The sequence below is a fragment of the Sphingomonas pollutisoli genome (assembly GCF_029167165.1).
GTDB lineage: Bacteria > Pseudomonadota > Alphaproteobacteria > Sphingomonadales > Sphingomonadaceae > Sphingomonas > Sphingomonas pollutisoli.
Genome location: NZ_JARFNJ010000003.1, coordinates 421291 through 445730, shown reverse-complemented (window position 1 = coordinate 445730; position 24440 = coordinate 421291). Strand labels below are relative to the sequence as shown.

Genomic DNA, 24440 nt, shown 5'->3' with positions numbered 1-24440 from the left:
CCCCCTTGCATGGCAACCGCCGTTCCCCGATTGTTCCGCTTGCCGAATCATCTGACGTGGAGGCGATCTATGCCGGAAATGGACCCTGTGGTTTTGCACGAGGATGAGAAGACGGGCGACCGCTTTCTCGTTTATGGCACCGACAAGGGCATGCGCCTCGACATTCGATATATAGGCGAGGCGCTATGGATGACCCAAGCGCAGATCGCCGACCTCTTTGGGCGGGATGTCTCGGTTATATCCAGGCATATCAGCAATATCCTGGAGGAAGGCGAACTCGACGAATCGACTTCTTTGCAAAAAGCGCAAACATCGACCGGGCGCCCCGCGAACCTCTACAGCCTCGATATGGTCATATCGGTCGGCTATCGGGTGTCGTCGGCTCAGGCTACGCTGTTCCGGCGCTGGGCGACCGAGAAGCTGGTGCAGTTCGCGACCAAGGGTTTCGTGATCGATTCCGTCCGCCTCAAGCAGCCGGAGAATGCGGATCGCATCGCCGAACTGCGCGAGATCATCCGGGATATCCGCTCGGACGAGGCGAACGTCTATCGCGAACTGCGTAAGATCTGCGCCATGTGCCAGGATTATGATGCCAAATCTGAAGCGTGGCGAGATTTCTACACCAAGACCCAGGCCAAGATCGTCTATGCGGTGACGTCGCGTACGCCCGCTGAAATACTCGCCACCCGCGCCGACGTGACCCAGCCCAACATGGGCCTGACCTTGGCCGAACGATACCATCAGAAAGGGTGACGTCACCGTCTCCAAAAACTATTTCGGCAATTCGGAGGTCAAGGAGCTGAATCGCCTGACCACCATCCTTCTTGACATCTTCGAGGACCAAGCCGCTGTCGGTCGTTTGGTCATGATGGACGACGCACGCCGCATCTTGGACCGGCAGCTCCAATCTCTCGGCCGCGTCGTGCTCACCCACGGCGGGAGCGTGTCGGCGCCCGATGCGAAGCGGCATGCCGAGCGCCAGTACGAAATCTACAGCGCGGCCCGAAAGGCCGAGCGCCAGATCGAAGCCGATAAGATGATGGCCGCGCTGAAAGCGCAGGACAACGCCCTCCCCAAAACCAGTCGCCCGACGCGTCGATGATCCTGATCGTCAGCGCGCCCAATTGGGGGACTCAATTTCGGCGGCAGTGCCGAGCGCTCGGAGATTGCCGAGCGATCCCATCGATATGACGAGCCGCTGGATGCCCCGTGAGGATTCGAACCTCAATTGACGGAGTCAGAGTCCGTAGTCTTACCTTTAGACGACGGGGCAACGCGGACTGGCCCCTTAGGTGGCGCGCGCTGGGCTGTCAACTGACTCACGTCGCCCGCTTGCCGCATCCGTTCGCCTGCGGTAGCGTGGCACCCAAGCACCGGGCGCGGGCCATTCCGGCACGTCGCAACGGCAGATGATGTAGAGAGTGAGTTGACGGCATGGGGGATCATTCGCCCAGAATGCCGCATCGGCGGGGGCAGTCCTCCGCCCATCCGGCTCCGAAGGAGGCGCGTGCGCAATGGCCGGGAGCGCGCCATTATGCCGCGCTCGATCTCGGCACCAACAATTGCCGGCTGCTGATCGTGCGGCCGCAGGGCGCCGGTTTCGCGGTGATCGATGCGTTTTCGCGGATCGTGCGGCTCGGCGAGGGGCTCGCCTCGTCGGGGCGGCTCAGCGATGCGGCGATCGAGCGCACCGTCGCCGCGCTGAAAATCTGTTCGGACAAATTGCGCCGCCGCAACGTCACGCTGTCGCGCGCGGTCGCGACCGAGGCGTGCCGGCGCGCGGCCAACGGCGCCGATTTCATCGCGCGCGCCTATGCCGAAACCGGCATCCACCTCGACATCATCACCGCCGAGGAGGAGGCGCGGCTCGCCGTGCTCGGCTGCCACGCGCTGATCGAACCCGGCGAGGGGCCGGCGCTGATCTTCGACATCGGCGGCGGCTCGACCGAACTCGTGCTGGTCGATACACGCGGCCCCAATCCGGTGGTGCTCGACTGGCACAGCGCGCCGTGGGGCGTCGTGTCGCTCACCGAAAGCCTCGGCCACGGCGACGGCGAGGACGGCCGCCTCGCCGCCTATGCGCGGATGCGCGCGGCGGTGGCGGAGAGCTTCGCGGGCTTCGCGCGCCGCCTGCCCCGCGTCGAGCGGCCGCGGCTGCTCGGCACCAGCGGCACGGTGACGACGCTCGCCAGCGTCCATCTCGAACTCTCGCATTATGATCGCGCCGCGGTCGACGGGCTGATCGTGCCTGCCGCCTCGATGCGCAAGATCAGCAGCGACCTCTCGCGGATGAGCCTCGCCGAGCGCGCGCGCCTGCCCTGCATCGGCAACGAGCGCGCCGATCTGGTGGTGGCGGGCTGCGCGATCCTCGAAACCATCCTCGATCTCTGGCCGGCGGAGCGGCTCGGCGTGGCCGATCGCGGCATCCGCGAAGGGATTTTACGCCGCCTCATGAACGGACCCGTGTTTTGAGCCATATCCGATGAGCCGCGATGGTGGCGGCCTGCGCACCCGCGTCAAGACCGCGCGCAAGCGCACCGCGCAATCGACGCGCTGGCTCGAACGCCAGCTCAACGATCCTTACGTCAAGCGCGCCAAGGCGGAGGGCTATCGCAGCCGCGCCGCCTATAAGCTGATCGAACTCGACGAGCGGTTCGGTTTCCTCAAGGGCGTCCGCCGCGTCGTCGATCTCGGCGTCGCGCCGGGCGGCTGGGCGCAGGTGGTGCGGCGGCAGGTGCCGCGCGCGGGCGTGGTCGGGATCGATCTGCTCCCGGTCGATCCGCTCGACGGCGTCACGCTGCTCCAGATGGATTTCATGGCCGACGCAGCGCCTGAGCGCCTGATGGCCGAGTTGGGCGGCGCGCCCGATCTTGTCCTGTCGGACATGGCCGCCAACACCGTCGGCCATCCGCAGACCGACGCGCTACGCACGATGGGGCTGGTCGAGGCGGCGGTCGCCTTCGCGGTGGACGTGCTCGAACCCGGCGGCGGCTTCGTCGGCAAGGTGTTCGCGGGCGGCGCCGATTCGGCGCTGGTCGCCGAGTTGAAGCGCAACTTCACCAGCGTCAAACACGCCAAGCCGCCGGCGAGCCGCAAGGGATCGTCCGAATGGTACGTGGTCGCACAGGGGTTCAAGGGACGAGCGGCGGCGGAAACTGAGTGACCGATGTCCCTCTCCCACCGGGAGAGGGAGGGAGCCGGCGCAGCCGGCGGAAGGGTGAGGGCGACCGAGCGCTCGCCCCACGCGGCCCGATCCGCCTAGGACGACGCGAAGCTGGTCGAACGCGAGAGCCCCTCCCAGGCGGTGATCTCGGCCCGCATCGCGTCGAGCTTCTGGTCGACCAGGCTCAACGCATCATCGCCCAGGAACAGCCGCGCCGGCGGCGTCTCGGCGTCCACCAGCGCGAGCAAGGCTTGCGCCGCCTTGGCCGGATCGCCCGGCTGGTTGCCGCTCTTGGCCTGGCGCGCCGCGCGGATCGGGTCCATCACCGCGTCATAATCGTCGATGCTGCGCGGCGTCCGGTCCATCGAGCGCCCCGCCCAATCGGTGCGGAACTGCCCCGGCGCGAGCGCCGTCACCCGGATGCCGAAGCCCGCGACCTCCTTGCCGAGCGCTTCGGAAATGCCTTCCAGGGCGAACTTGCTGCCGCAGTAGAAGCTTATCCCCGGCATGGTGATGAAACCGCCCATCGAGGTGACGTTGACGATATGGCCGGCGCGGCGCGCCCGCATTCCCGGCAGCACCGCCTTCATCATCGCCACCGGGCCGTACACATTCGCGGCGAACTGGCGCTGGAGATCGTCGATCGAGGATTCTTCGAGCACGCCTTCATGGCCGTACCCCGCATTGTTGACCAGCACCGCGACCGGCCCGACGGCGTGTTCCGCCGCCGCCACCGCCGCCGGGATCGCCGCGAAGTCGGTCACGTCGAGGATCAGCGGGTGTGCGCGCTCGGGCGCGAGCGCGGCGAACGCGTCGGCGTCGCCCGCCTTGCGCACCGTCCCGATCACCCGGTGACCGGCGTCAAGCGCCGCTTCCGCGAACGCGCGGCCGAGGCCAGAACTGACCCCGGTGATGAGAAATGTCTTGGATTGCGCTGTCGACATGGACCAACTCCGAATTACCGCATATCAATGTATATCATGATATAGATAGGGCCATGGCGCGAGACAAGAGTCAGATACCCGCCCCCGTCCGGGGCGAAGCGGTGCGCCAGCGTGTGATCGACGCGGCGGAGCGGCTGCTGCGCGGGGGCAAGGCCGACTTTTCGATGCGCGAGCTCGCCGCCGAGGCCGCCGTCAGCTTCGCGACCCCGTTCAATCAGTTCGGGAGCAAGGGGGCGATCATGCACGCTCTGTCCGACCGCCGCATCGACACGATGATGGCGCGGTTCGCCGAGGCGCGCCAACCGCCGGGGGCGGCGGCGCGCGTCATGCTCGCCGTGGACATGGCGGTCGCGGTGATGCTCGAGGAACCCGGCGTGAATCGCGCGGTGATGGGGTGGATCGGCACGGCCAGTCCGTTCCCCGGGCGCGCCTGGTCCCGCTCCACCGCGCTCTGGGTCTCGGCGCTGGCCGGCGGAGAGGGGATCGCGGAGCCCTTGCGGGAGCAGGCGCTCGGCTACCTGCCGAGGCAACTGGCGCTCGGCTTTCGCGGCGCCCTGTCGTTCTGGAGCGCCGGCGAACTGGCGGACGATGCACTCGGCGCCGAGGCGCGGGCGATCGCCGCCACGCTGCTGTTGGCGTTCGCCGATCGCGCGCCCACGCCCGATCCGGCCGGCTAGCCACCCGCGCGCCGGGCCGCCCCCCGTTGCGCCTGTCCTACACGCGCCGCCTCGGGCATGCTCGCGCACATGCTCTTTGACAGTGTCAGCGCCCGCGCCATCACGGCGCTCCGTCACGACCGGTACTTTATACCCGGCCGCCCCGCGCGTCCAAAAGTGACACCTGCGTCACCGTGGCGAGGATGGACAACGTTAGCGATCTTAGGCCGTCCGTCAGTCCCGCTCCAGCGCATTGATCGCCGCATGGACCCGCGCCTCGGCCTCCTTGCGCGACAGCCCCGGCGGGATCGGCTCGCCGAAGCGGATCGTCACCACGCCCGGCCGCTTCGGCCCGCGCCGTGGCCACACCCGTCCGCTGTCGAGCGCGACCGGCACCACCGGCAGCTTGAGCATCTGGTACAGCCCCGCGAACCCGGATTTGAGCGCGGGCCGCTCGCCCGGCGCGACCCGCGTGCCCTCGGGGAAGATCACGATCGAGCGGCCTGCGTCGAGCGCCACCTTGGCCTCCCCCAGCATCCGCCTGAGCGCGCCCGCCGACGCCTCGCGGTCGACCACGATCACGCCGTAGCGCCGCGCCGCCCGGCCCCAGATCGGAATGTCGGCGAGTTCCTGCTTCATCACGATCGCGGGGCGATTCAGGATGCGGCTCAGCTCGAGCGTCTCGTACATCGACTGGTGCTTGGCGGCGTAGAGCGCGGGCGTGCCGAGCTGCGGATCGCCCACGATCCGCGTCTCGATGCCGAGCAGCGCGCGCGCCGCCCAGCGGTGGAACCCGATCCAGGCGCGCGCGAGGCCGAGCAGCGCGGGGCGTCCGATCGCGGCGGCGAGCGGCGACAGCAGCACGAACGCCACCGATCCGCCGTAGAAGACCACCGCGAAGGCGAGATTGCGCAGACCGATCATGCCCCCACTCCCAGCGTCAGCGCCACCCAGCGGACGATCAGCTTGTTGTACTCGGCGACCAGCGTCAGGAAGCGTGGCTTGCTCGCGACGCCGTCGCCATAGACGATGATGTCGTCTCCCGTCGCATGGACCAGTTCGAGCCGCGCGCGCGGCAGATGCCAGTTGGAGGTGACGAGCCGCACCGTCCGATAGCCATGCTCGCGCAGCCACTGCGCGGTTTCGTCCGCGTTGGAGCGCGTATCCACCGCCTCCTGGCCGAGATCGACGCAGCACGCCAGCAGCGAGGGGGGCACGCGATATTCGAGCGCGAGTTCGATCGGCCGGACCTCGGGCGCCACTCCGGTCACCAGCAGCCGCTTGGCGGCATGGCGCTGAAGGAGGGCGAGGCCGCGGTCGATCCGCCCCGCGCCGCCGGTCGGCACGACGATCGCGTCGGTGCGGCGGTCATCGAGCGGCCCCGGCATCGCCAGGAGGAACACGCCGAAGCCGCCGCCCCACAGCAGCGCAAGCGCGGCGGCGAGCTTGCGGATCATGAGCGGGGCGCTTCCGCGCACGGCATCCGCAGGCCCGTCACAGGATCTTCCTCAGCGCGCCGAGCACGGCGTAGCGCGCCGCGACCGTGGCGAGCAGCGCGAAGGCGAACGGCAGCAGCGCCAGCAGCGCCCAGTCGCGCTGCCCGAGCGCGAGGCCGTCGAGCAGGTCCGATCCGAGCGTCGCCAGCCGTGCGCCCAGCGCAGCCGCCACCGCGACCGCGAGCACAGTGCCGACCGCCCCGCCGAGCAGCGTGTCGAGCGCGATGCGGCGCTGGAACAGCCGCGCGATCTGCATGTCGGTCGAGCCGAGCATGTGCATCACCTCGATCGTCTCGCGGTGCGTCTCGAGGCTCGCCCGCGCGGCGAGGATCACCACCGCCGCCGTCGCCCCCGCGATCAGCGCGACCAGCCCCGCCGCCAGCCAGGTGACGAGCCGCATGAACCCGCTCACCGGCGACATCCAGCGCTGGTGCCGGTCGACCCGCGCGGAGGGCGCCACGCGCGCCACCGCCGCCGCGACCGAAGCGGCCGCGGCATCGCCGCCCGAGGTGAGATCGACATCGATCATCGCCGGGATCGGCAGATCGGGATCGGCGCCATCCGCCCCGAGGCTCGCCAGCAGCAGCGCGGCGAGCGGCGCGAAATCGACCTCGGCCGCGTCGCGCACCCCCGGCGCGGCGCGCAGCGCGCCGAGCGCGGCGGCGTTCTGCGCGGCGCGCGCCGGCGCAGACGGCTCGACGATCTGCACGGTCAGCCGCCCGACCAGTTGCCGGTCGAGCAGCGCCGTCGCCGCGAGCGTGGCGAGGCCGAGCGCGGCGGCGAGCGCGGTGAGGAACAGCATGATCGCCATGATCCACATCATCGCGCGCGTGCCGCCCCGCTCGTCGAGCAGCCGGCGGTCGGCGGCGGCGGTGATGAAGCCGATCCTCATGCCGCCGCCCCCGGCGCCTGGCTTTCGGGGGGCGGGAAGCGCAGCGACCCGGTCGGATCGAGCAGGCGTCCCTTGTCGAGCCGCATCATGTGCGCGTCGGGGATGCGCCCGAGCAAATGGAAATCGTGCGTCGCGACGACGACCGTGGTGCCGAGCCGGTTGAGCGAATCGAACAGGTGCAGCAGCCGTTCGGCCATATCGGGATCGACGTTGCCGGTCGGTTCATCCGCGACGAGGATTTCGGGCCGGCCGATCACCGCGCGTGCGATCGCGACGCGCTGTTGCTCGCCGCCCGACAGCGTCGGCGGCTTGGCGTCGATCCGCCGGTCGAGCCCGACCCAGGCCAGCATCTCGCGGACCGGCGCGTCGATATCGCTCTCGGCTACCCCCGACACGCGCAACGGCAGCGCGATATTGTCATAGGCGGAGAGATGCGGGACGAGCCGGAAATCCTGGAACACCACGCCGATCCGCCGGCGGAAACCCGGCAGGCGCGCGCGCGGTAGCGTTACCGCGTCCTCGCCGAACAGGCGGATGCCGCCGCGCGTCGGGCGCTGCGCGAGATACAGCAATTTGAGCAGCGAGGTCTTGCCCGCGCCGCTCGTGCCGGTGAGGAAATAAAAGGCGCCGCTCGACAGCGTGAAGCTCACGTCGGACAAGGTCTCCGCGCCCGTGCCGTAGCGCAGGCCGACATTCTCGAACTGGACGATGTTCGCCATTGATCCCGGCGCTTGCCGCTCGCTTCCTTGCCGTGCCCCAACGCAGGCCCATCGCACGATCGGGCGCGCCGCTTCAAGCCGGGCGACTCGAAAGACTTGCCACCGCGCGCGCCGGATGCTTAGATTCGTAGTGAGGCTGCAGGTGGCCCGCCGCCTCGGACTGCGTATCATGATCCTTGAATGCCCCGATTGTCGTACCCGTTATCTCGTCCCCGATACTGCGATCGGCATGGATGGACGCACGGTGCGCTGCGCGAATTGCCGGCATAGCTGGTTCCAGTCGGGCGTCGAGATCGTCGAGGAGGATGCGCCCGAGCCGGCCGCCCCGGCCCCCGAACCCGAACCCGTCGAAGCGGCTCCCGAACCGCGGGCGGCGCCGGAAGCGCCGCGCGTGTATGAGGACGCCAGCTACACCCGCGCGATCGACCCGTTCGCGCATCGCCCGCCGTTCAAACCCCGCCGCAACCCCGCGCGGCGCTGGACCCTGGCGGCGATCGTGGCGGGGCTGGTGATGCTGATCGCGGCCGGAATCGTGCTGTATTCGGGCGCGCCCGGGCTGGCCTCGCAGCTCGGCCTCCCGCTCGGGCCGCGCGACACCCCGCTGCGGATCGTCAGCAAGCCGATCGATCATCACGACCTCGACAATGGCAGCGAGATTTTCGCGATCAGCGGCACCGTGCTCAACCCGACCGATTCGCGGCAGCAGGTACCCGACATCCGCGCCGAGCTGCGCGACGAGCAGGGCCGGCTCGTCTATAGCTGGACGATCCGCCCCGATGCGATGATGCTCGCGCCCCACGGCCAGGTCGGCTTCAACAGCGCCAAGCTCGACGTGCCGGTCAACGCCAAGAAGCTGGTGCTGAGCTTTTCAGGCGAAGCGCGGGACTGACCGGGCGACGTTCCGTGACGGCGGCAAGCCCTCGATCACGCCAACGTAATCCCATCCGTTCGCGCCGAGCGACGTCGAGGCGCCTGCGTTCCTGGCCTGTCCTTCGACTCCGCTCGGGACGATCGGGTAGAAGCGGGCTGGCGGGTAGGAGCGGGCCGGCGCCGTTTTTCAAACAAAAGATGATTGCTGTTGCCAGCCCGGATTCGCTTTGCTAGTGGCGCTCGCCTGCCAGCCACCGGGGCATCCCGGTGTATCACGTGCGGTCGTGGCGGAACTGGTAGACGCGCAACGTTGAGGTCGTTGTGGCCGAAAGGCCGTGGAAGTTCGAGTCTTCTCGACCGCACCACTCCCGGATCGGCGGGCGCCCGCGCGGCGCCCGCCGCCGGAGCAGGGGGCTTCCCCGACACGGCGCCATTGCGGATGCATCATCGGTCTAAATCGTGCGGCCTTTCGCCGGCACATCTTTCGCGTGCGCGCGAAATCCCCTATATAGGCTGATCTAAAACCTCAGGAGCAATACCCATACGTCCTCCCATGATCCGTCGCCCGCAGGGCGCGCCGATGCCGATGAACGGCCCGCGCTTCAATGAATTCATCCAGTCGCCCAAGGTCCGCGTGATCGACCAGGACGGCGAAAACCTGGGTGTGATGTACACGCGCGAGGCGTTCGAACAGGCGCAGGCGGTCGGGCTCGACCTCGTCGAAGTGTCGCCCAACGCCGATCCGCCCGTGGCCAAGTTCCTCGACGTCGGCAAGTTCAAGTACGAGGCGCAGAAGAAGGCCAACCTCGCGCGCAAATCGCAGAAAACGCAGGAGATCAAGGAGATCAAAATGCGTCCGAACATCGACGATCATGATTATGATACGAAGATGAAGAAGATCATCGAGTTCATCGGTGAGGGCGACAAGGTCAAGGTAACGCTGCGTTTCCGTGGCCGCGAATTGTCGCACGGCCAGCTCGGCATGCAACTCCTCCAGCGCGTCCAGGCCGATGCCGCCGAGACCGCCAAGGTCGAAGCCTATCCGCGCATGGAAGGCCGCCAGATGCTGATGGTGCTCTCCCCCAAATAAGCATGCGAAGCGCCCGGCAGTGACGCGAGTCACGCCGGGCGTTTGCGTGCGGTGGCAGGAGGCAGGATCGCGTCGGGCATCCCCACGCGCATCTCATGGCGCGCTGCGGTCACGTGCTTCGACACGCTCAGCACGAACGCAGCGGAGAGCATCGTCTCCAACTCCGCCCAACGTATCGCGCACGCCGTCCCTCGCCGCGGTCAGCGGCCGAGCGCGCCCTTCAACTCATCGATGCGCTTGGACGCATCCGCCTTGGTCAGATCCTCGGGCGGCGGGGTTTCGCCGGCTTCCTCGCTCAGCGTGGTGAGATAGCTTGCCTGCGCGCCGGTCATCGGCTCGCCACCCGAGACCCAGTCGGACGGGTCTTTTTCGGTATTCGATCCAGGATGCTCGTCGAGCTTGGGATTGTGCGGCTGGTCGGTCATCGCTTGCCTCATGTGTTCTTGATATGTTCTGAACGCGAGAACCGGCACGCGGTTCCCGTCAGGTTAAACGCCGAGCCACCTCAGCCCGCTGGGCAAATCGCACGCCGCGAAATCGACCTGGAATACGCGCCGTCGGCCGGGCTCGGCCGCAGCCGCCGAGCCATGCAAGATCGGCGTGGCGTAAAGCCAAACATCCCCAGCGTCCGCCAGGCAGGCGACCGAGCCGTGGTCGGCCACAACCGCCTCGATACGATCCTCGGCGATCCGCCCGAGCCTGTGCGTACCCGGTGCGACGAGCAATGGCGCGTTGGTGGCTGGCACCGCATCGAGATGCACGCGCATCGTCAGCATACCTGCCAGCAACGCCGCAGGTGGAGCGACGTGGAGCATCCCCTGTTTCACAGACCACGGCCCGTAGCCCGGCGTGTCGATCCGCTCGCGCACGGCGATCACGCGGTCCTGATGCCAGCCGAGCGCCCAATTCGTGTCGGCGGTCTTGTCGAAGAGGATCGCGCGAACCGACCGGGCGCGCGGACCAAGGCGAACGCCGGCGAGATGGCCAAGCGCCGCGTCGGGGGCGAGGAGCGCGGTCAGCGCGGGGATGCCGTGCAGGCGCGTACCGGCGCGCTCAGCCGCCAGCGTATCCGCCAAAGCTAGAAGGTGCGACAGGATCGGAAGCGCGGCGCAGTCCAGGCGTTCGGCACCGTGGCGTTCGAGCGAGAGATTGTCCGCGCTTACCATTCGGTCTGCTCATATGGCAGCGACGCGGGCAAAGCCCGCGTCGTCGGCCGCGGCTATGGCCGCGCCGGCCGGTCGAAATGGTGCATGCGCGCTTCGCTTGCACGCACCGGACCGGAGCTTCGCTCCGATCCTACAATTTCGACGTCAACTCCGGCACGATCTTGAACAGATCGCCGACCAGCCCGATGTCGGCGACCTGGAAGATCGGCGCGTCCTCGTCCTTGTTGATCGCGATGATCGTCTTCGAATCCTTCATGCCGGCAAGATGCTGGATCGCGCCCGAAATGCCGACCGCGATATACACTTCGGGGGCGACGATCTTGCCGGTCTGGCCGACCTGATAGTCGTTGGGGACATAGCCCGCATCGACCGCCGCGCGGCTCGCGCCCACGCCCGCGCCGAGCTTGTCGGCGAGCGGCTCGATCAGCGCGTGGAAATTCTCGCCGTTCTGGAGCGCCCGTCCGCCCGAGACGATGATCTTCGCCGAGGTCAGTTCGGGCCGCTCCGACGTCGCGATCTCGCTGCCGACATAGGTCGAGACGCCCGCGTCGGTCGCGCCCGACACCGGCTCGACCGGTGCCGAGCCCCCTTCGGCCGCTGCCTTCTCGAACGCGGTGCCGCGTACCGAGATCACCTTCTTGGCGTCCTTCGATTGCACCGTCGCGATCGCATTGCCAGCGTAGATCGGGCGCGTGAACGTGTCTGCGCTTTCGACGCTGAGGATGTCCGAAATCTGCATCACATCGAGCAACGCGGCGACGCGGGGCGCGATGTTCTTGCCGTTGGTGGTGGCGGGCACCAGAAACGCGTCGTGATCCGCCATCAGCGTCGCCACCAGCGGCGCGACGTTCTCGGGCAGCGCGTGCGCGAGCGCGGCCTCGTCGGCGACCAACACCTTCGCGACGCCGGCGATCTTGGCCGCGGCGTCGGCCGCTGCGGACACGCCTTCACCCGCGACGAGCAGCACCACGTCGCCGAGCTTGGCGGCGGCGGTCACCGTCGGAAGCGTGGCATCCTTGACGGCGGTGCCGTCATGTTCGACCCAAACCAGAACGCTCATCTATCTCGGTCCTCTCATTCCCGTTCGGGCCGAGCCAGTCGAAGCCCGCGCCCGAAACACGCCCGTCGACACGCTCAGGGCGAACGGTTCGATATGTTCGGCGCGCCTTACTTCGCGACGCCCAGCGCCTTCAGCTTGCCGACCAGCTCATCGACATCGGCGACCTTGACGCCCGCCGAGCGCTTCGCCGGCTCCTCGACCTTCAGCGTGGTCAGGCGCGGCGACACATCGACGCCGAAATCGGCGGCGGTCTTGGTCGCGAGCGGCTTGGACTTCGCCTTCATGATGTTGGGCAGCGAGGCGTAGCGCGGCTCGTTGAGGCGCAGATCGGTGGTCACGATCGCGGGCAGCTTGAGCTTCTCGGTCTCGGCGCCGCCATCGACCTCGCGCGTGACGGTAACCGAGTCGCCCTCGACCTCGACCTTCGAGGCGAACGTGCCCTGTCCCCAGCCGGTCAGCGCGGCGAGCATCTGCCCGGTCTGGTTGTTGTCGTCGTCGATCGCCTGCTTGCCGAGGATGACGAGCGAGGGCTGTTCCTCGTCCGCGATCGCCTTGAGCAGCTTGGCGACGCCGAGCGGCTCGACCTTGGTATCGGAGGTTACGAGGATCGCGCGGTCGGCGCCCATCGCCAGCGCGGTGCGCAGCGTGTCCTGCGCCTTGGGTTCGCCGATCGACACCACGACGATCTCGGTGACGACGCCCTTTTCCTTGAGGCGGATCGCCTCTTCGACGGCAATCTCGTCGAACGGGTTCATGCTCATCTTGACGTTGGCGAGGTCGATCCCCGTCCCGTCCGCCTTCACCCGGGGCTTAACATTGTAATCAAGCACCCGCTTGACCGGCACCAGCACCTTCATGCGGCAGTCCTCTCACGTTCCTTCGCGCGACACGGCGCTTCGCGAGACTGCCGTGCGCGATGCGGCGGCCGGTTGGCAAATGTAAAGTTGCAAACCGGCCGGCGCTACCTTTGCAAACCGCTTACGCGGCCTTCTTCACCTCGGCCACGATCTTCTTCGCGGCATCGCCCAGATCGTTCGCCGGAACGATCGCCAGACCCGAATTGGCGAGGATGTCCTTGCCCTGCTGGACGTTGGTGCCCTCGAGGCGGACGACCAGCGGCACCGACAGGTTCACTTCCTTGGCGGCGGCGACGATGCCCTCGGCGATGATGTCGCACTTCATGATGCCGCCGAAGATGTTGACGAGGATGCCCTTCACGTTCGGATCGGCGAGGATGATCTTGAACGCGGCGGTCACCTTCTCCTTGTTGGCGCCACCGCCGACATCGAGGAAGTTCGCCGGGAACATGCCGTTGAGCTTGATGATGTCCATCGTCGCCATCGCGAGGCCGGCGCCGTTGACCATGCAGCCGATATCGCCATCGAGCTTGATATAGGCGAGATCGTACTTCGAGGCTTCCAGCTCGGCCGGGTCTTCCTCGGTTTCGTCGCGCAGTTCGAGCAGATCCTTGTGGCGGAACATCGCATTGCCGTCGAAGCCGACCTTGGCGTCGAGCACGAGCAACTGGCCCTGCTTGGTGACCGCGAGCGGGTTGATCTCGATCTGCTCGGCATCGGTGCCGAGGAACGCCGCATACAGCTTCGCCGCGGTCGAGGCCGCCTGCTTAGCGAGATCGCCGGTCAGGCCGAGCGCGGCAGCCACGGCACGGCCATGATGCGGCATGAAGCCGGTCGCGGTGTCGATGTCGATCGCGTGGATCTTCTCGGGCGTGTCATGCGCGACGGTTTCGATGTCCATGCCGCCCTCGGTCGAGACGACCATCGAGACGCGGCCGGTCGCACGGTTGACGAGCAGCGCGAGGTAGAATTCCTTGTCGATGTCGGCGCCGTCGGTGACGTACAGGCGGTTGACCTGCTTGCCATGCTCGCCGGTCTGGATCGTCACCAGCGTGTTGCCGAGCATGTCGGCCGCAGCCGCGCGGACTTCCTCCTCGTTCCAGGCGAGGCGCACGCCGCCCTTCGCCTCGGGCGGCAGTTCCTTGAACTTGCCCTTGCCGCGGCCGCCGGCGTGGATCTGCGCCTTCACGACGTACAGCGGCCCGGGCAGCTTCTTCGAAGCCTCGACGGCCTCCTCCACGGTCATCGCGGCATAGCCCGCGGGGACCGGTACGCCATATTTCGCGAGCAGTTCCTTGGCCTGATATTCGTGAATGTTCATGGCGCGCGCCTTTTCGAGTTGCGGACAGTTGATCCGCCTAAAGCACAGCGGCCCGCGCGAATCCACCCCTGCAGCGCAGCCGTCGGAGACCGGCCATCAAAGGGTGTTGATATTGCGAAACGTTATCGCGCAAGCCCACTCGCGCATAACGCCGCCGCCGTGGCGGTGACATCGACGATTTCGGGATCGTCGAGCGCGCGCAGTTCGCGGATGAGGCCGTCGATGCCCCGCGTGCGGCGCGCCTTGCCGATCTTGCCGAGCCGGCGCAACTGGGCGAGCGAAAGCCGGTCGCTCATCCGCGCGGCCATGCACCCCGCGATCGGCTGTGGCACGCCCGCGCTTATCAGCCCGGCGCGCACCTGCCCTTCGGGTGCCGAACAGGCCGCGAACGCGGCGACGAGCAACAGCGGGATCAGGCGTCGCGTCTTGGCCATCGGGGCGCTATAGCGCCGCCTATGCCGTGGACCAACGCCCTTCTCCTCTTCCTCGCGACGATCGCGGGCATGGAAGTGTTCGCTTATGCCGCGCACCGCTGGGTGATGCATGGCCCCGGCTGGTTCCTCCACGCCAGCCACCACCGCGCGCGCCATGGCTGGTTCGAGCTCAACGATCTCTACGCCGCGATCTTCGCGGTGCCGTCGTTCGTGCTGCTGCTCGGCGGGTTGCAACTCGGCTGGTGGCCGGGCTTCACCTGGATCGGCGCGGGGATCGCCGCCTATGGCGCGATCTATTTCGGCTTCCATGACGTGATCGTCCATGCGCGCGTGCCGCACCGCTACGTGCCGCGATCGGTTTATATGAAGCGGATCGTGCAGGCGCACCGGCTCCACCATGTCGTCGAGACCAAGCACGGCACGGTGAGCTTCGGCTTCCTCTACGCACCCAGGCCCGAAGCGCTCAAGGCCGAGCTCAAGCGGCGCGCGCGCGCCGGCGTGCGGGCGCCGGCCGCGCGGTGAGCGAATCGCTGCTGTTCTATGCGCTGGCGGTGCCGGCGGTGATCCTGCTCGGACTCTCGAAAGGCGGGTTCGCGGGGATGGGCGCGCTATCGCTGCCGATCCTCGCGATGACGATCTCGCCGGTGCGCGCGGCGGCGATCCTGCTGCCGATCCTGATCGTGCAGGACGTGGTGAGCGTGTGGGCGTTCCGCCGCGATTGGGACGGTTTCGTGCTGGCGTGGATGCTGCCCGGCGCGGTGATCGGCATCATGCTCGCCTATCTGTTCGCCGCGCATGTCGATCCGGACGCGGTGCTCGGGCTGGTCGGCGCGATCTCGATCGTGTTCGGCCTGTACCGGCTGTGGCTCGAGCGGCGCGGCGGCGCGGTGCCGGCGGCCAGGTCGCCCGGCTGGGTGGGGACGCTCGCGGGCGTGGTGTCGGGCTTCACCAGCCAGATCGCACACGCCGGGCAGCCGCCGTTCCAGCTCTGGGTGCTGCCGCGCCGGCTACCGCGCGACGTGCTGGTCGGCACCACCGCGATTTTCTTCGCCGCGACCAACTGGTTGAAAGTCCCGGCCTATTGGGCGCTCGGCCAGTTCACCCCGCGCAATCTCACGACGGCGGCGCTGCTGATGCCGGTCGCGATCCTCTCGACCGTGGCGGGCGTATGGCTGGTCCGACGCGTGTCGCCACAGCGGTTCTATGGCGCGATCTATGGGCTGATGATCGTCGTCGGTGTGAAGCTGGTGTGGGACGCGGTGGCTTAGGCATCCCGAACCGCCTGCCCCGTTCGCACTGAGCTTGTCGAAGTGCGTGCCCCAAACGCCGCGCATCTGGCACGTGCTTCGACAAGCTCAGCACGAACGGGGGAAGGGGGCGATCAGATCACCTCAGTCGAACAGCGACGACACCGAACTCTCGTCGGCGATCCGCTTGATCGCTTCGCCGAGCAGCGGCGCGATCGTCAGGTGGCGGATTCGCTTGGCGGCGGTGATCGCCTCCAGCGCGCCGATCGAATCGGTAATGACCAGTTCCTCCAGCGCCGACGCCTCGACGCGCGCGACCGCGCCGCCCGAGAGCACGCCGTGCGTCACGTACGCGACGACGCCCGATGCGCCCGCCTCCTTGAGCGCGGCGGCGGCGTTGCAGAGTGTGCCCGCCGAATCGACGATGTCGTCGATCAGGATGCAGAACCGCCCCTCGACATCGCCGATGATGTTCATCACCTCCGATTCGCCCGCCCGCTCGCGGCGTTTGTCGACGATCGCGAGCGGCGCGTTGTCGAGTCGCTTGGCGAGCGCGCGCGCGCGGACCACGCCGCCGACGTCGGGCGAGACGACCATCAGGTTGCGCCCGCCGAAGCGCGCCTCGATGTCCGCCGACATCACCGGCGCGGCGAACAGATTGTCGGTCGGGATATCGAAGAAACCCTGGATCTGCCCGGCGTGAAGATCCACCGACAGCACCCGATTCGCGCCCGCGACGGTGATGAGGTTGGCGACCAGCTTGGCCGAGATCGGCGTGCGCGGCCCCGGCTTGCGGTCCTGCCGGGCATAGCCGAAATAAGGGACGACCGCGGTAATGCGTCGCGCCGACGCGCGCTTTAGCGCGTCGATGCAGATCAGCAATTCCATGAGGTTGTCGTTGGCGGGATAGCCGGTCGACTGGATCACGAACACGTCCTCGCCGCGCACGTTCTCCTGGATTTCGACGAACACCTCCTCGTCGGCGAAGCGGCGCACGCTCGCCTGCGTGAGCGGCATCTCGAGATAGGCGGCGATGTCGCGCGCCAGCGGCAGGTTCGAATTGCCGGTGAGGAGTTTCATGGTGGCGGCCCCTTACGCGCGACGTTTGCCGCCCCCTTAGAGGGACGGTAGGGATGGGGGAAGGGCCCGCGGGGAGGATTATGACACGCAGCGTCACATTCACGCCGAGCGAGGCGGATTACGTCGCGGCGATGCGGGCCAACTTCGTGCGCGCGATCCGGCGCCGCCGGGTTATTTTCCGCGTGACGATCGCCGCGCTGGTGTTCGCGGCGATCGGTGCGGCGATCGGTCTCGCCGACGGTGGTATCCTTTGGGCGGTGCCCTATGCGCTTGGCGGTCTGACCTATGGCGCCATCCTGTTCGCGATCATCTACGTCTCATCCTACCTGCTGCTCCCGCGCCGTGCCGCCCGGCTGTTCCGGCAGCAGCGCTCGATTCATCAGAGCTTCGACTATCGTTGGTCGGAAGACGGACTCGAATGGTCGTCGCCCCAGGGCAGCGGCCGGTTCCCCTGGACCGATCTGCACGGCTGGCGCGAGACGAAGCCGGCCGTGCTGATCTATATGAACGACACTTTGTTCCAGTTCCTGCCACAGCGCGCCTTCACGCCCGAGGCGGTCGCCGATCTGCGCGCGACGCTGGAGCGCTCCGGCTTGCCGATCTACTGACGCTTGGCCTAGGCGAACGCGCATGACCGTCCGTACCCGCTTCGCCCCCTCGCCGACCGGCTTTCTCCATGTCGGCAACATCCGCACTGCGCTCCACAACTGGCTGTGGGCGAAGAAACATGGCGGCGCATTCTGGTTGCGCATTGACGATACCGATGCCGAACGCAGCGAGGAGCGTTTCGTCGAGTCGATCCGCGCCGATCTCGACTGGCTCGGGCTGTCCACCGACGGCGAGGAACGCCAGTCGGCGCGGTTCGCTCTGTACGAAGCGCGCTTCGAGCGGCTTCGCGCGGCGGGACGCGTCTATCCCGCTTATGAGACTCAGGCCGAACTCGATCTCAAGCGCAAGATCGCGGCCGGGCGCGGGCTGCCGCCGCTCTACGATCGCGCCGCGCTCGCGCTCACCGATGCCGATCGTGCCGCGCTGGAGGCGGATGGCGTGCGCCCGCACTGGCGCTTCAAGCTCGATCATGACGCGCCGATCGTCTGGGACGATCTGATCCGCGGGCCGCAACGCTTCGATGCCAAGACGATGAGCGATCCCGTCATCCGCCGCGCCGACGGATCGTGGCTCTATATGCTGCCCTCCGCGATCGACGATGCCGAGATGGGGATCACCCATGTCGTGCGCGGCGAGGACCATGTCTCCAACACCGCGCTGCAATTGCAGATGTTCGCGGCGATGGGCGCGGCGCCGCCCGCCTTCGCGCATGAGGCGCTGCTGACCGGCAGCGAGGGGAAACTGTCGAAACGGCTCGGCTCGCTCGGCGTCGCGCATTTCCGCGACAGCGGGATCGAGCCCGAGGCGGTGCGCGCCTTGCTCGCGCGGATCGGCACCAGCGATCCGGTCGAGCCGCTGGTCGATACCGCCGCGCTCGTCGCCGGGTTCGATTTCAGCTGCTTCGGCCGCGCGCCGGCGCGCTTCGACGAGGCCGAACTGGCGGGCGTCAACACCCGCATCGTCCACCAGCTCGACTTTGAACGAGTCGCCGGTCGCCTGCCCGCCGGCATGGGCCGGGCCGAGTGGGAGGCGGTACGCCCCAATCTGACGCGGATCGACGAAGCCGCCGAATGGTGGCGTGTGATCGAGGGGCCGATCACCGCCGAACGCGACCCCGCCGATGCCGCCTTCCTCGCCGAGGCCGCCGCGATCGCCGCGACGCTCGACTGGGGTGCAGACCCGTGGGGCACGCTCACCGCCGCGCTCAAGGCGGCGAGCGGACGCAGCGGCAAGGCGCTGTTCCTGCCGCTGCGCCGCGCGTTGACCGGGCTCGATCATGGCCCGGACATGAAGGCGTTGCTGCCGCTGATCGGCCGCGATCGCGCGATCGCGCGGCTTTCTTGAGGATATAACATCTCTCTTGTCTTCTGTGTAATGATGTAACATCATGCCAGCGCCGTCGAACCGGGCGGCGCGACTCCAGGAGAAGGAGACAGAGGCATGTATGCGGATCGTCACGCACGGCACACTCAGATCAATCCAGGCAGCGCCGCCCTCGCGCTCGCCATAAACGGCGCGATCCTCGGCGGACTGGTGCTGTTCGCCAACCCGACGTTTAAGAAGCATGTCGAGACGATCCTGACGATCAATCCGATCCCGCTCGAACCCGTCAAGCCGCCGCCCCCGCCCCAACCGCAGCCGAAACCCAAAACGATCGAGCAAGCCTCGCCGCAGCCGGTCGATACCAGCACGCCCGTCACCGTTACGAAGATCGCCGATCCCGCCCCGATTTCGCAGCCGACCTTCACGCCGGCTCTCGATGGCGGCGGCACGGCCGGCGCCGGCACGGTCGAAATCGCGAAGCCGGTGCCCCCCGTCCTCGTCGATCCGACGATCGACCCGCGCTACGCCAGCCTGTTCCAGCCGCTGTTCCCGCCCGACGAGCAGCGTGCGGGTCGCGGCGGGCGCGTGGTGGTGCGCGTGCTGGTCGGGGTCGATGGCCGCGTGAAGGATATCGAACAGGTCAGCGCGACCAGCGATTCGTTCTTCGCGGTCACACGCAGGCGCGCGCTGGAGAAATGGCGCTTCAAGCCCGGCACGCGCGACGGCATCCCGGTCGAGGCGTGGCGCACGGTCGCGGTCAGCTTCGTGCTGAACGACGCGGAATGACCATCCGCGGGGCGGGGGCTGGCGCCGTCCCCGCCCCGCCCCTATCTTCAGCCCCATGAAGTTCCGCATGCCCTGGATGTCCGAAGACCTCGCCGCCGCCGCTTCGGTGCGCGGGGCGATCGGCGATTTGCGCGCCTATCTGCGCCGACGGCCGCGCCATCAGATCGTGTTCCTCACCGCCGCGATCGGGCTGACCTTCCTGATGATCTACGGCTTCGCGATCGAGATGAAGGGCAAGCCGCGCGAATATCACCGCGACATCATCTATTTCAAACAGTGGAACGCCGATCGCACCGACGCCGAGATCGTCGCGCAACAGAAGATCGACGGCCCCGAACAGACCAAGCGCGAAGAGGCCGAAAAGCGCCTCGAGGCCGAGAAGCGCGCGATCTTCAAGCGGCTCGGCGATCAGATGAACGCGATCGGCCTGTACTGACGGTGGCCGACGACGCGCGCTGGATGGCGGCGGCACGGTCGCTGGCCGAACGCGGGCGCGGCCGATCGACTCCCAATCCCAATGTCGGCTGCGTCATCGTCCGCGACGGCCGTGTCGTCGGGCGCGGCTGGACCCAGCCCGGCGGCCGCCCGCATGCGGAGGCGATGGCGCTCGAACAGGCGGGCGAATCGGCGCGCGCCGCGACCTGCTACGTCACGCTGGAACCCTGCGCGCACGTCTCGCCGCGCGGGCCCGCCTGCGCCGATCTGCTCGTCGCGGAGGGCGTCGCGCGCGTGGTGATCGCGCTGCGCGATCCCGATCCGCGCACCGACGGCGATGGCATCGCCCGGCTGGAGGCCGCCGGCATCGCCGTCACCTCCGGCATCGGCGCGGACGCGGCGCGGCGCGGCATGGCCGGTTTCCTCACCCGCCTGCGTCTCGGCCGCCCGCACGTCACGCTCAAGCTCGCGCTCTCGCTCGATGGCGCGGCGGCGATGGGCGACGGGCGCAGCCGATGGATCACCGGCGCCGAGGCGCGCGCGCACGCCCATCTCGAACGCGCGCGGCACGACGCGATCCTGGTCGGGCGGGGCACGCTGGCGGCGGACCGGCCGCGCCTCGACGTGCGCCTGCCCGGGCTCGGCGATCGCACGCCGGCCCGCGTCCTGCTCTCCGCCACGCCCGAGCCCGGCTGGACGACGATCACCGCGCCGCCCGAGATCGCGACGCTCGCGGGGATCGGCAGCCTGTTGGTCGAAGGCGGCGCCGCGACGGCGGCGGCGTTCCTCGCCGCCGACCTGGTCGATCGGCTGCTGCTGTACCGCGCGCCGATCCTGATCGGCGGCGGCCGCACCCTGCCCGCGATCGGCCTCGACGATCTCTCGCGCGCGCATGGCCGCTGGGCGAGGCTTGACGCACGGCAACTTGGCAGCGACCGGCTCGAGGTCTACGAGCGCACGGAGAGAGACTGATGTTCACCGGAATCATCACCGATGTCGGCACGATCGCGGCCGTCGAGCCGCGCGGCGACACGCGTGTCCGCATCACCACGTCCTATGACACCGCCGATATCGATCTGGGCGCGTCGATCTCCTGCTCGGGCGTGTGCCTCACCGTGGTCGACAAGGCGCCGGGCTGGTTCGCGGTCGATGTGTCGGGCGAGACGCTGTCGCGCACCGCGCGGGGGCAGTGGGCGGAGGGCCGCCGGCTCAACCTCGAACGCGCGCTGAAGCTGGGTGACGAACTCGGCGGGCATATCGTCACCGGCCATGTCGATGGCACCGGCACGATCGTCGATCTCCACGACGAAGGCGGCTCGAAGCGGATCACCATCCTCGCCGGGCCGGAGATCGCGCCGTACATGGCCGAAAAGGGCTCAATCACGCTCGACGGCGTCTCGCTGACCGTCAACAGCGTCGAGGATGTCGCCGATGGCGTTCGCATCGGCGTCAACATCATCCCGCACACCGCCGAGGTCACCGCGATCGGCGCGGCCCATCTGGGCGACACGGTGAACATCGAGATCGATGTGCTCGCCCGCTACCTCCAACGCATGGAAGACTATCGTGCAAAACGCTGAACCCCGGTCCGGTGATCTCCACCGGCTTCGCCACGGCTTCCTCTCCAGCCCGGAGGAGATCATCGACGAGGCGCGCAACGGCCGCATGTACATCCTCGTCGATGACGAGGACCGCGAGAACGAGGGCGATCTCATCATCCCAGCACAAATGGCGACGCCCGACGCGATCAACTTCATGGCGACCCACGGACGCGGGCTGATCTGCCTCGCGCTTTCCAAGGAGCGGGTCGATCAGCTCGGGCTCGATCTGATGAGCCGCAACAACGGCACTCGCCACGAGACCGCCTTCACCATCTCGATCGAGGCGAAGGAGGGCGTCACCACCGGCATCTCCGCCGCCGATCGCGCGCGCACCGTCGCGGTCGCGATCGACGCCAGCCGCGGCCGCGAGGACATTGTCAGCCCCGGCCACGTCTTCCCGCTCGTTGCGAAACGCGGCGGCGTGCTGATCCGCGCGGGCCATACCGAAGCCGCCGTGGACGTCTCGCGGCTCGCCGGGCTCAACCCGTCGGGCGTGATCTGCGAGGTGATGAACGACGACGGCACGATGGCGCGGCTCGACGATCTCGTCGCCTTCGCCCAGCGCCACAACCTCAAGATCGGCACGATCCGCGATCTCATCGCCTACCGCCGCCGTCACGACCATCTGCTCGAACGCCGCAGCGAAATGCGGTTCAGCAGCCGCTGGGGCGGAGACTGGACCGCGATCACCTTCTACAACAAGGCGGTCGGCACGGAGACGATGGCGCTCGTCAAGGGCAGCATCGATCCGAGCAAGCCGACGCTGGTGCGGATGCATACGCTGTCGCTGTTCGCCGACACGTTCGGCGAACGCTCCCCCCGCGAGGGCCTGCTCTCCGGCGCGATGAAGATGATCGCCGAGGAAGGCAGCGGCGTGGTCGTCATCATCAACCGGCCGATGCCCAACTTCGCGTCGCGCCAGATGGAGGTCCACAAGACCGGCACGTTCGACGGCGATTCGGAGGAATTGCGCGATTACGGGATCGGTGCGCAGGTGCTCGCCGAACTGGGCGTGCATGACATGGTGCTGCTCACCAACACCCGCCACACGCTTGTCGCGCTCGAAGGCTATGGCCTGTCGATCATCGGTGAACGCGAAATCGAACGTATCGTCGAGGGGGACGCCTGATGGCGCGGATTCTGATCGTGGAAGCGCGCTTCTACACGCATCTCAACGACCTGCTGCTCGAAGGCGCGCGCGCCGCGATCGAGCAGGCGGGCCATAGCCACGAGACGATCACCGTCCCCGGCGCGCTCGAAGTGCCCGGCGCGATCGGCCTCGCCGCGGAAAGCGGCCGCTATGACGCCTATGTCGCGATCGGCGTGGTGATCCGCGGCGAGACCTATCATTTCGAGATCGTCGCGGGCGAGAGCGCGCGCGGGCTGATGGCGCTGTCGATGGACGGCCTCGCGATCGGCAACGGCATCCTCACCACCGAGAACGAGGCGCAGGCGCTCACCCGCGCCAAGCCGACCGAAAAGGACAAGGGCGGCGAGGCCGCCAAGGCCGCGCTCGCCATGCTCGCCTTGCGCGAGCGCTTCGCCTGAGCGCCACGATCGTCACCCCAGCTTACGCTGGGGTGACGGTGATGGTTACGCCGCGACGGCTTCCGTCTCGAGCGCGGGATAGTCGGTATAGCCCTTCTCGCCCCGGGTGTACCAGGTCGCGGGGTCCGACGGGTTGAGCGGCGCGCCCGTCCGCAAACGCTCGGGCAGATCGGGGTTGGCGAGGAAGGTACGGCCGAATGCCACCGCGTCGGCCACACCCGAATCGATCACCGCCTGCGCCGCCTCGGCCGTGTCGTAGTCCGAATTGACCACCAGCGGCCCCGCGAACACCTTGCGGATCGCCGGCGACAGCTTCGGGACATCGGTGCTGCCGAAGGTGCCGTGAGGGCCGGGCTCGCGCAGTTCGAGGAAGCCGATGCCGAGATCGGACAGCAGCTTGGCGGCATGGGTGAACAAGGGCTCGGGATCGCTGTCGTTCACACCCTGCGAATCGCCGTTGGGCGACAGCCGAACCGAGGTACGCCCCGCGCCCGCCACCGAGATCACGCGCTCGGTCACTTCGCGCAGCAGCCGCGTGCGGTTCTCGATCGAGCCGCCGTAAATGTCCTCGCGAAAATTGGCGTTGTCGCGCAGGAACTGGTCGATCAGATAGCCATTGGCGGCATGGATCTGCACGCCGTCGAACCCGGCGGCGAGCGCGTTGCGCGTGGCCGTCTCGTAATCGTCGAGGAGGCCGGGGATCTCGTCGAGCCGCAGCGGCCGCGCGGTCTCGGACGGCTGGCGGCCCTCATAGGTGTGCATATGGCCTTCGGTCTTGGTCGCGGAGGCGGACACGGGCTGCCCGCCGGTCACCGACGAATGCACCTGCCGCCCCATGTGCCAGAGCTGCGCGACGATACGGCCGCCCGCCGCGTGGACGGCGTCGGTCACCGGTCGCCACGCCGCGACCTGCGCGTCATTCCACAGACCGGGCGCATAGGGCCAGCCAAGCCCCTGCAGCGAGATGCCGGTCGCTTCGCTGATGATGAGCCCCGCGCTCGCGCGCTGGCGGTAATATTCGATCATGATGTCGGTCGGGACATGCTCGCGCGTGGCGCGGCCGCGCGTCAGCGGCGCCATCAGCACGCGGTTGGGAGCCTGGATATCGCCGAGGGCGATCGGGTCGAAGAGCGAAGTCATGGA

29 protein-coding genes, 2 tRNA genes and 1 pseudogene are annotated in these 24440 nt (G+C 68.1%); 17 read left to right on the top strand and 15 right to left on the bottom strand.

Annotated features, from left to right (window positions below; all coding sequences use genetic code 11):
• Positions 1-9 precede the first annotated feature (9 nt).
• Positions 10-1102 (top strand): annotated as a pseudogene (rhuM, locus tag PX554_RS08430) (RhuM family protein).
• Positions 1103-1199: 97 nt separating this feature from the next.
• Here rhuM and PX554_RS08425 read toward each other — a convergent pair.
• A tRNA-Gln gene (locus PX554_RS08425) sits at positions 1200-1273 on the bottom strand.
• 182 nt (positions 1274-1455) lie between these two features.
• Here PX554_RS08425 and PX554_RS08420 point away from each other — a divergent pair.
• Positions 1456-2472 carry a Ppx/GppA phosphatase family protein gene (locus tag PX554_RS08420; RefSeq protein WP_420833431.1) on the top strand — a complete coding sequence of 339 codons (1017 nt, stop codon included), beginning with the start codon at positions 1456-1458 and terminating at the stop codon, positions 2470-2472.
• Positions 2473-2482: 10 nt separating this feature from the next.
• Positions 2483-3163 (top strand): RlmE family RNA methyltransferase, encoded by a 681-nt coding sequence (locus PX554_RS08415; protein ID WP_275500650.1) that lies wholly within the window; start codon positions 2483-2485, stop codon positions 3161-3163.
• Between the two features lie 95 nt (positions 3164-3258).
• Here PX554_RS08415 and PX554_RS08410 read toward each other — a convergent pair whose 3' ends face one another.
• Positions 3259-4107 carry an oxidoreductase gene (locus PX554_RS08410; RefSeq protein ID WP_275500648.1) on the bottom strand — a complete coding sequence of 283 codons (849 nt, stop codon included), beginning with the start codon at positions 4105-4107 and terminating at the stop codon, positions 3259-3261.
• Positions 4108-4160: 53 nt separating this feature from the next.
• On the opposite strand from PX554_RS08410, the gene PX554_RS08405 reads away from it, so the two are divergent.
• Positions 4161-4784, top strand: a complete 624-nt coding sequence (locus tag PX554_RS08405) for a TetR/AcrR family transcriptional regulator (RefSeq protein ID WP_275500647.1) — start codon at positions 4161-4163, stop codon at positions 4782-4784.
• 213 nt (positions 4785-4997) lie between these two features.
• Here PX554_RS08405 and PX554_RS08400 read toward each other — a convergent pair whose 3' ends face one another.
• From PX554_RS08400 to ftsE, 4 genes are read right to left on the bottom strand one after another with little or no spacing between them, the layout of a single operon-like run.
• The gene (locus PX554_RS08400) at positions 4998-5687 is read right to left on the bottom strand and encodes a lysophospholipid acyltransferase family protein (RefSeq protein ID WP_275500645.1); all 690 of its coding nucleotides are present in this window, start codon (positions 5685-5687) and stop codon (positions 4998-5000) included.
• Complete coding sequence (locus tag PX554_RS08395; protein WP_275500643.1) at positions 5684-6220, bottom strand: YdcF family protein; 537 nt, start codon at positions 6218-6220, stop codon at positions 5684-5686. Before PX554_RS08395 ends, PX554_RS08400 begins: the two co-directional genes overlap by 4 nt.
• Positions 6221-6257: 37 nt before the next feature.
• Entirely contained in the window at positions 6258-7151 is an 894-nt protein-coding gene (locus tag PX554_RS08390) for a cell division protein FtsX (RefSeq protein WP_275500641.1), read from the bottom strand.
• On the bottom strand, positions 7148-7870 hold the full coding sequence (gene ftsE / locus PX554_RS08385) for a cell division ATP-binding protein FtsE (protein WP_093224945.1): 723 nt from the start codon (positions 7868-7870) through the stop codon (positions 7148-7150). Before ftsE ends, PX554_RS08390 begins: the two co-directional genes overlap by 4 nt.
• 169 nt (positions 7871-8039) lie before the next feature.
• Here ftsE and PX554_RS08380 point away from each other — a divergent pair, with 169 nt between their 5' ends.
• The 3 genes from PX554_RS08380 to infC all read left to right on the top strand — a co-directional run bounded on the left by PX554_RS08380 (position 8040) and on the right by infC (position 9830).
• Positions 8040-8759 carry an MJ0042-type zinc finger domain-containing protein gene (locus PX554_RS08380; protein WP_275500639.1) on the top strand — a complete coding sequence of 240 codons (720 nt, stop codon included), beginning with the start codon at positions 8040-8042 and terminating at the stop codon, positions 8757-8759.
• Positions 8760-9018: 259 nt separating this feature from the next.
• Positions 9019-9105, top strand: a tRNA-Leu gene (locus PX554_RS08375).
• 188 nt (positions 9106-9293) lie between these two features.
• The gene (gene infC, locus PX554_RS08370; RefSeq protein ID WP_069204113.1) at positions 9294-9830 is read left to right on the top strand and encodes a translation initiation factor IF-3; all 537 of its coding nucleotides are present in this window, start codon (positions 9294-9296) and stop codon (positions 9828-9830) included.
• 29 nt (positions 9831-9859) lie between these two features.
• Here infC and PX554_RS08365 read toward each other — a convergent pair whose 3' ends face one another.
• The 7 genes from PX554_RS08365 to PX554_RS08335 all read right to left on the bottom strand — a co-directional run bounded on the left by PX554_RS08365 (position 9860) and on the right by PX554_RS08335 (position 14668).
• Complete coding sequence (locus PX554_RS08365) at positions 9860-9982, bottom strand: hypothetical protein (protein ID WP_256326255.1); 123 nt, start codon at positions 9980-9982, stop codon at positions 9860-9862.
• A gap of 48 nt (positions 9983-10030) precedes the next feature.
• The gene (locus tag PX554_RS08360; protein WP_275500636.1) at positions 10031-10255 is read right to left on the bottom strand and encodes a DUF3072 domain-containing protein; all 225 of its coding nucleotides are present in this window, start codon (positions 10253-10255) and stop codon (positions 10031-10033) included.
• A 63-nt stretch (positions 10256-10318) separates the two neighbouring features.
• Entirely contained in the window at positions 10319-10996 is a 678-nt protein-coding gene (locus PX554_RS08355; protein WP_275500634.1) for a phytanoyl-CoA dioxygenase family protein, read from the bottom strand.
• Positions 10997-11126: 130 nt separating this feature from the next.
• Positions 11127-12056: an electron transfer flavoprotein subunit alpha/FixB family protein gene (locus PX554_RS08350; RefSeq protein ID WP_093224939.1), complete on the bottom strand. Its 930-nt coding sequence runs from the start codon at positions 12054-12056 to the stop codon at positions 11127-11129.
• Positions 12057-12163: 107 nt separating this feature from the next.
• Positions 12164-12913: an electron transfer flavoprotein subunit beta/FixA family protein gene (locus tag PX554_RS08345; RefSeq protein WP_275500625.1), complete on the bottom strand. Its 750-nt coding sequence runs from the start codon at positions 12911-12913 to the stop codon at positions 12164-12166.
• A 121-nt stretch (positions 12914-13034) separates the two neighbouring features.
• A complete protein-coding gene (sucC, locus tag PX554_RS08340) occupies positions 13035-14234 on the bottom strand; it encodes an ADP-forming succinate--CoA ligase subunit beta (RefSeq protein ID WP_275500623.1) in 1200 nt (399 codons plus the stop codon).
• A 122-nt stretch (positions 14235-14356) separates the two neighbouring features.
• Positions 14357-14668 carry a hypothetical protein gene (locus tag PX554_RS08335; RefSeq protein ID WP_275500621.1) on the bottom strand — a complete coding sequence of 104 codons (312 nt, stop codon included), beginning with the start codon at positions 14666-14668 and terminating at the stop codon, positions 14357-14359.
• Between the two features lie 21 nt (positions 14669-14689).
• On the opposite strand from PX554_RS08335, the gene PX554_RS08330 reads away from it, so the two are divergent.
• Positions 14690-15190 carry a sterol desaturase family protein gene (locus PX554_RS08330; protein ID WP_093224932.1) on the top strand — a complete coding sequence of 167 codons (501 nt, stop codon included), beginning with the start codon at positions 14690-14692 and terminating at the stop codon, positions 15188-15190.
• The gene (locus PX554_RS08325) at positions 15187-15936 is read left to right on the top strand and encodes a sulfite exporter TauE/SafE family protein (RefSeq protein ID WP_275500616.1); all 750 of its coding nucleotides are present in this window, start codon (positions 15187-15189) and stop codon (positions 15934-15936) included. Before PX554_RS08330 ends, PX554_RS08325 begins: the two co-directional genes overlap by 4 nt.
• A gap of 123 nt (positions 15937-16059) precedes the next feature.
• Here the strand turns inward: PX554_RS08325 and PX554_RS08320 are convergent, their stop codons facing one another.
• Positions 16060-16995: a ribose-phosphate pyrophosphokinase gene (locus PX554_RS08320; protein WP_275500614.1), complete on the bottom strand. Its 936-nt coding sequence runs from the start codon at positions 16993-16995 to the stop codon at positions 16060-16062.
• Between the two features lie 80 nt (positions 16996-17075).
• Between PX554_RS08320 and PX554_RS08315 the strand changes: the two genes are divergently transcribed.
• The 8 genes from PX554_RS08315 (at position 17076) to ribH (ending at position 23297) form a co-directional block, all read left to right on the top strand.
• Entirely contained in the window at positions 17076-17603 is a 528-nt protein-coding gene (locus tag PX554_RS08315; protein WP_275500612.1) for a YcxB family protein, read from the top strand.
• 22 nt (positions 17604-17625) lie between these two features.
• Entirely contained in the window at positions 17626-18948 is a 1323-nt protein-coding gene (locus PX554_RS08310; protein WP_275500609.1) for a glutamate--tRNA ligase, read from the top strand.
• A gap of 96 nt (positions 18949-19044) precedes the next feature.
• The gene (locus PX554_RS08305) at positions 19045-19713 is read left to right on the top strand and encodes a TonB family protein (RefSeq protein ID WP_275500607.1); all 669 of its coding nucleotides are present in this window, start codon (positions 19045-19047) and stop codon (positions 19711-19713) included.
• A gap of 67 nt (positions 19714-19780) precedes the next feature.
• Positions 19781-20149 carry a hypothetical protein gene (locus PX554_RS08300; RefSeq protein WP_275500604.1) on the top strand — a complete coding sequence of 123 codons (369 nt, stop codon included), beginning with the start codon at positions 19781-19783 and terminating at the stop codon, positions 20147-20149.
• A 2-nt stretch (positions 20150-20151) separates the two neighbouring features.
• Positions 20152-21120, top strand: coding sequence for a bifunctional diaminohydroxyphosphoribosylaminopyrimidine deaminase/5-amino-6-(5-phosphoribosylamino)uracil reductase RibD (ribD, locus tag PX554_RS08295; RefSeq protein ID WP_338061577.1), 969 nt, complete (start codon positions 20152-20154; stop codon positions 21118-21120).
• Complete coding sequence (locus PX554_RS08290) at positions 21120-21728, top strand: riboflavin synthase (RefSeq protein WP_275500602.1); 609 nt, start codon at positions 21120-21122, stop codon at positions 21726-21728. The genes ribD and PX554_RS08290 overlap by 1 nt, the downstream gene beginning before the upstream one ends.
• A complete protein-coding gene (gene ribB, locus PX554_RS08285) occupies positions 21676-22878 on the top strand; it encodes a 3,4-dihydroxy-2-butanone-4-phosphate synthase (RefSeq protein WP_093224921.1) in 1203 nt (400 codons plus the stop codon). The genes PX554_RS08290 and ribB overlap by 53 nt, the downstream gene beginning before the upstream one ends.
• Positions 22878-23297, top strand: a complete 420-nt coding sequence (ribH, locus tag PX554_RS08280) for a 6,7-dimethyl-8-ribityllumazine synthase (RefSeq protein WP_275500601.1) — start codon at positions 22878-22880, stop codon at positions 23295-23297. The genes ribB and ribH overlap by 1 nt, the downstream gene beginning before the upstream one ends.
• Before the next feature lie 45 nt (positions 23298-23342).
• Here the strand turns inward: ribH and PX554_RS08275 are convergent, their stop codons facing one another.
• Positions 23343-24437: an alkene reductase gene (locus PX554_RS08275; RefSeq protein ID WP_275500599.1), complete on the bottom strand. Its 1095-nt coding sequence runs from the start codon at positions 24435-24437 to the stop codon at positions 23343-23345.
• Between the last annotated feature and the right edge of the window lie 3 nt (positions 24438-24440).

Excerpts from the sequence above, each read along its gene's own strand:
- PX554_RS08335 (WP_275500621.1), bottom strand. The coding sequence starts at position 14,668 with ATGGCCAAGACGCGACGCCTGATCCCGCTGTTGCTCGTCGCCGCGTTC.
- PX554_RS08290 (WP_275500602.1), top strand. The coding sequence starts at position 21,120 with ATGTTCACCGGAATCATCACCGATGTCGGCACGATCGCGGCCGTCGAG.
- PX554_RS08415 (WP_275500650.1), top strand. The coding sequence starts at position 2,483 with ATGAGCCGCGATGGTGGCGGCCTGCGCACCCGCGTCAAGACCGCGCGC.
- PX554_RS08390 (WP_275500641.1), bottom strand. The coding sequence starts at position 7,151 with ATGAGGATCGGCTTCATCACCGCCGCCGCCGACCGCCGGCTGCTCGAC.
- PX554_RS08420 (WP_420833431.1), top strand. The coding sequence starts at position 1,456 with ATGCCGCATCGGCGGGGGCAGTCCTCCGCCCATCCGGCTCCGAAGGAG.
- PX554_RS08410 (WP_275500648.1), bottom strand. The coding sequence starts at position 4,107 with ATGTCGACAGCGCAATCCAAGACATTTCTCATCACCGGGGTCAGTTCT.
- ftsE (WP_093224945.1), bottom strand. The coding sequence starts at position 7,870 with ATGGCGAACATCGTCCAGTTCGAGAATGTCGGCCTGCGCTACGGCACG.
- sucC (WP_275500623.1), bottom strand. The coding sequence starts at position 14,234 with ATGAACATTCACGAATATCAGGCCAAGGAACTGCTCGCGAAATATGGC.
- PX554_RS08310 (WP_275500609.1), top strand. The coding sequence starts at position 17,626 with ATGACCGTCCGTACCCGCTTCGCCCCCTCGCCGACCGGCTTTCTCCAT.
- PX554_RS08360 (WP_275500636.1), bottom strand. The coding sequence starts at position 10,255 with ATGACCGACCAGCCGCACAATCCCAAGCTCGACGAGCATCCTGGATCG.
- PX554_RS08355 (WP_275500634.1), bottom strand. The coding sequence starts at position 10,996 with ATGGTAAGCGCGGACAATCTCTCGCTCGAACGCCACGGTGCCGAACGC.
- infC (WP_069204113.1), top strand. The coding sequence starts at position 9,294 with ATGATCCGTCGCCCGCAGGGCGCGCCGATGCCGATGAACGGCCCGCGC.
- PX554_RS08350 (WP_093224939.1), bottom strand. The coding sequence starts at position 12,056 with ATGAGCGTTCTGGTTTGGGTCGAACATGACGGCACCGCCGTCAAGGAT.
- PX554_RS08400 (WP_275500645.1), bottom strand. The coding sequence starts at position 5,687 with ATGATCGGTCTGCGCAATCTCGCCTTCGCGGTGGTCTTCTACGGCGGA.
- ribH (WP_275500601.1), top strand. The coding sequence starts at position 22,878 with ATGGCGCGGATTCTGATCGTGGAAGCGCGCTTCTACACGCATCTCAAC.
- PX554_RS08315 (WP_275500612.1), top strand. The coding sequence starts at position 17,076 with ATGACACGCAGCGTCACATTCACGCCGAGCGAGGCGGATTACGTCGCG.
- PX554_RS08365 (WP_256326255.1), bottom strand. The coding sequence starts at position 9,982 with ATGCTCTCCGCTGCGTTCGTGCTGAGCGTGTCGAAGCACGTGACCGCA.
- PX554_RS08330 (WP_093224932.1), top strand. The coding sequence starts at position 14,690 with ATGCCGTGGACCAACGCCCTTCTCCTCTTCCTCGCGACGATCGCGGGC.
- ribB (WP_093224921.1), top strand. The coding sequence starts at position 21,676 with ATGTGCTCGCCCGCTACCTCCAACGCATGGAAGACTATCGTGCAAAAC.
- PX554_RS08405 (WP_275500647.1), top strand. The coding sequence starts at position 4,161 with ATGGCGCGAGACAAGAGTCAGATACCCGCCCCCGTCCGGGGCGAAGCG.
- PX554_RS08395 (WP_275500643.1), bottom strand. The coding sequence starts at position 6,220 with ATGATCCGCAAGCTCGCCGCCGCGCTTGCGCTGCTGTGGGGCGGCGGC.
- PX554_RS08300 (WP_275500604.1), top strand. The coding sequence starts at position 19,781 with ATGCCCTGGATGTCCGAAGACCTCGCCGCCGCCGCTTCGGTGCGCGGG.
- PX554_RS08345 (WP_275500625.1), bottom strand. The coding sequence starts at position 12,913 with ATGAAGGTGCTGGTGCCGGTCAAGCGGGTGCTTGATTACAATGTTAAG.
- PX554_RS08275 (WP_275500599.1), bottom strand. The coding sequence starts at position 24,437 with ATGACTTCGCTCTTCGACCCGATCGCCCTCGGCGATATCCAGGCTCCC.
- PX554_RS08320 (WP_275500614.1), bottom strand. The coding sequence starts at position 16,995 with ATGAAACTCCTCACCGGCAATTCGAACCTGCCGCTGGCGCGCGACATC.
- PX554_RS08380 (WP_275500639.1), top strand. The coding sequence starts at position 8,040 with ATGATCCTTGAATGCCCCGATTGTCGTACCCGTTATCTCGTCCCCGAT.
- PX554_RS08305 (WP_275500607.1), top strand. The coding sequence starts at position 19,045 with ATGTATGCGGATCGTCACGCACGGCACACTCAGATCAATCCAGGCAGC.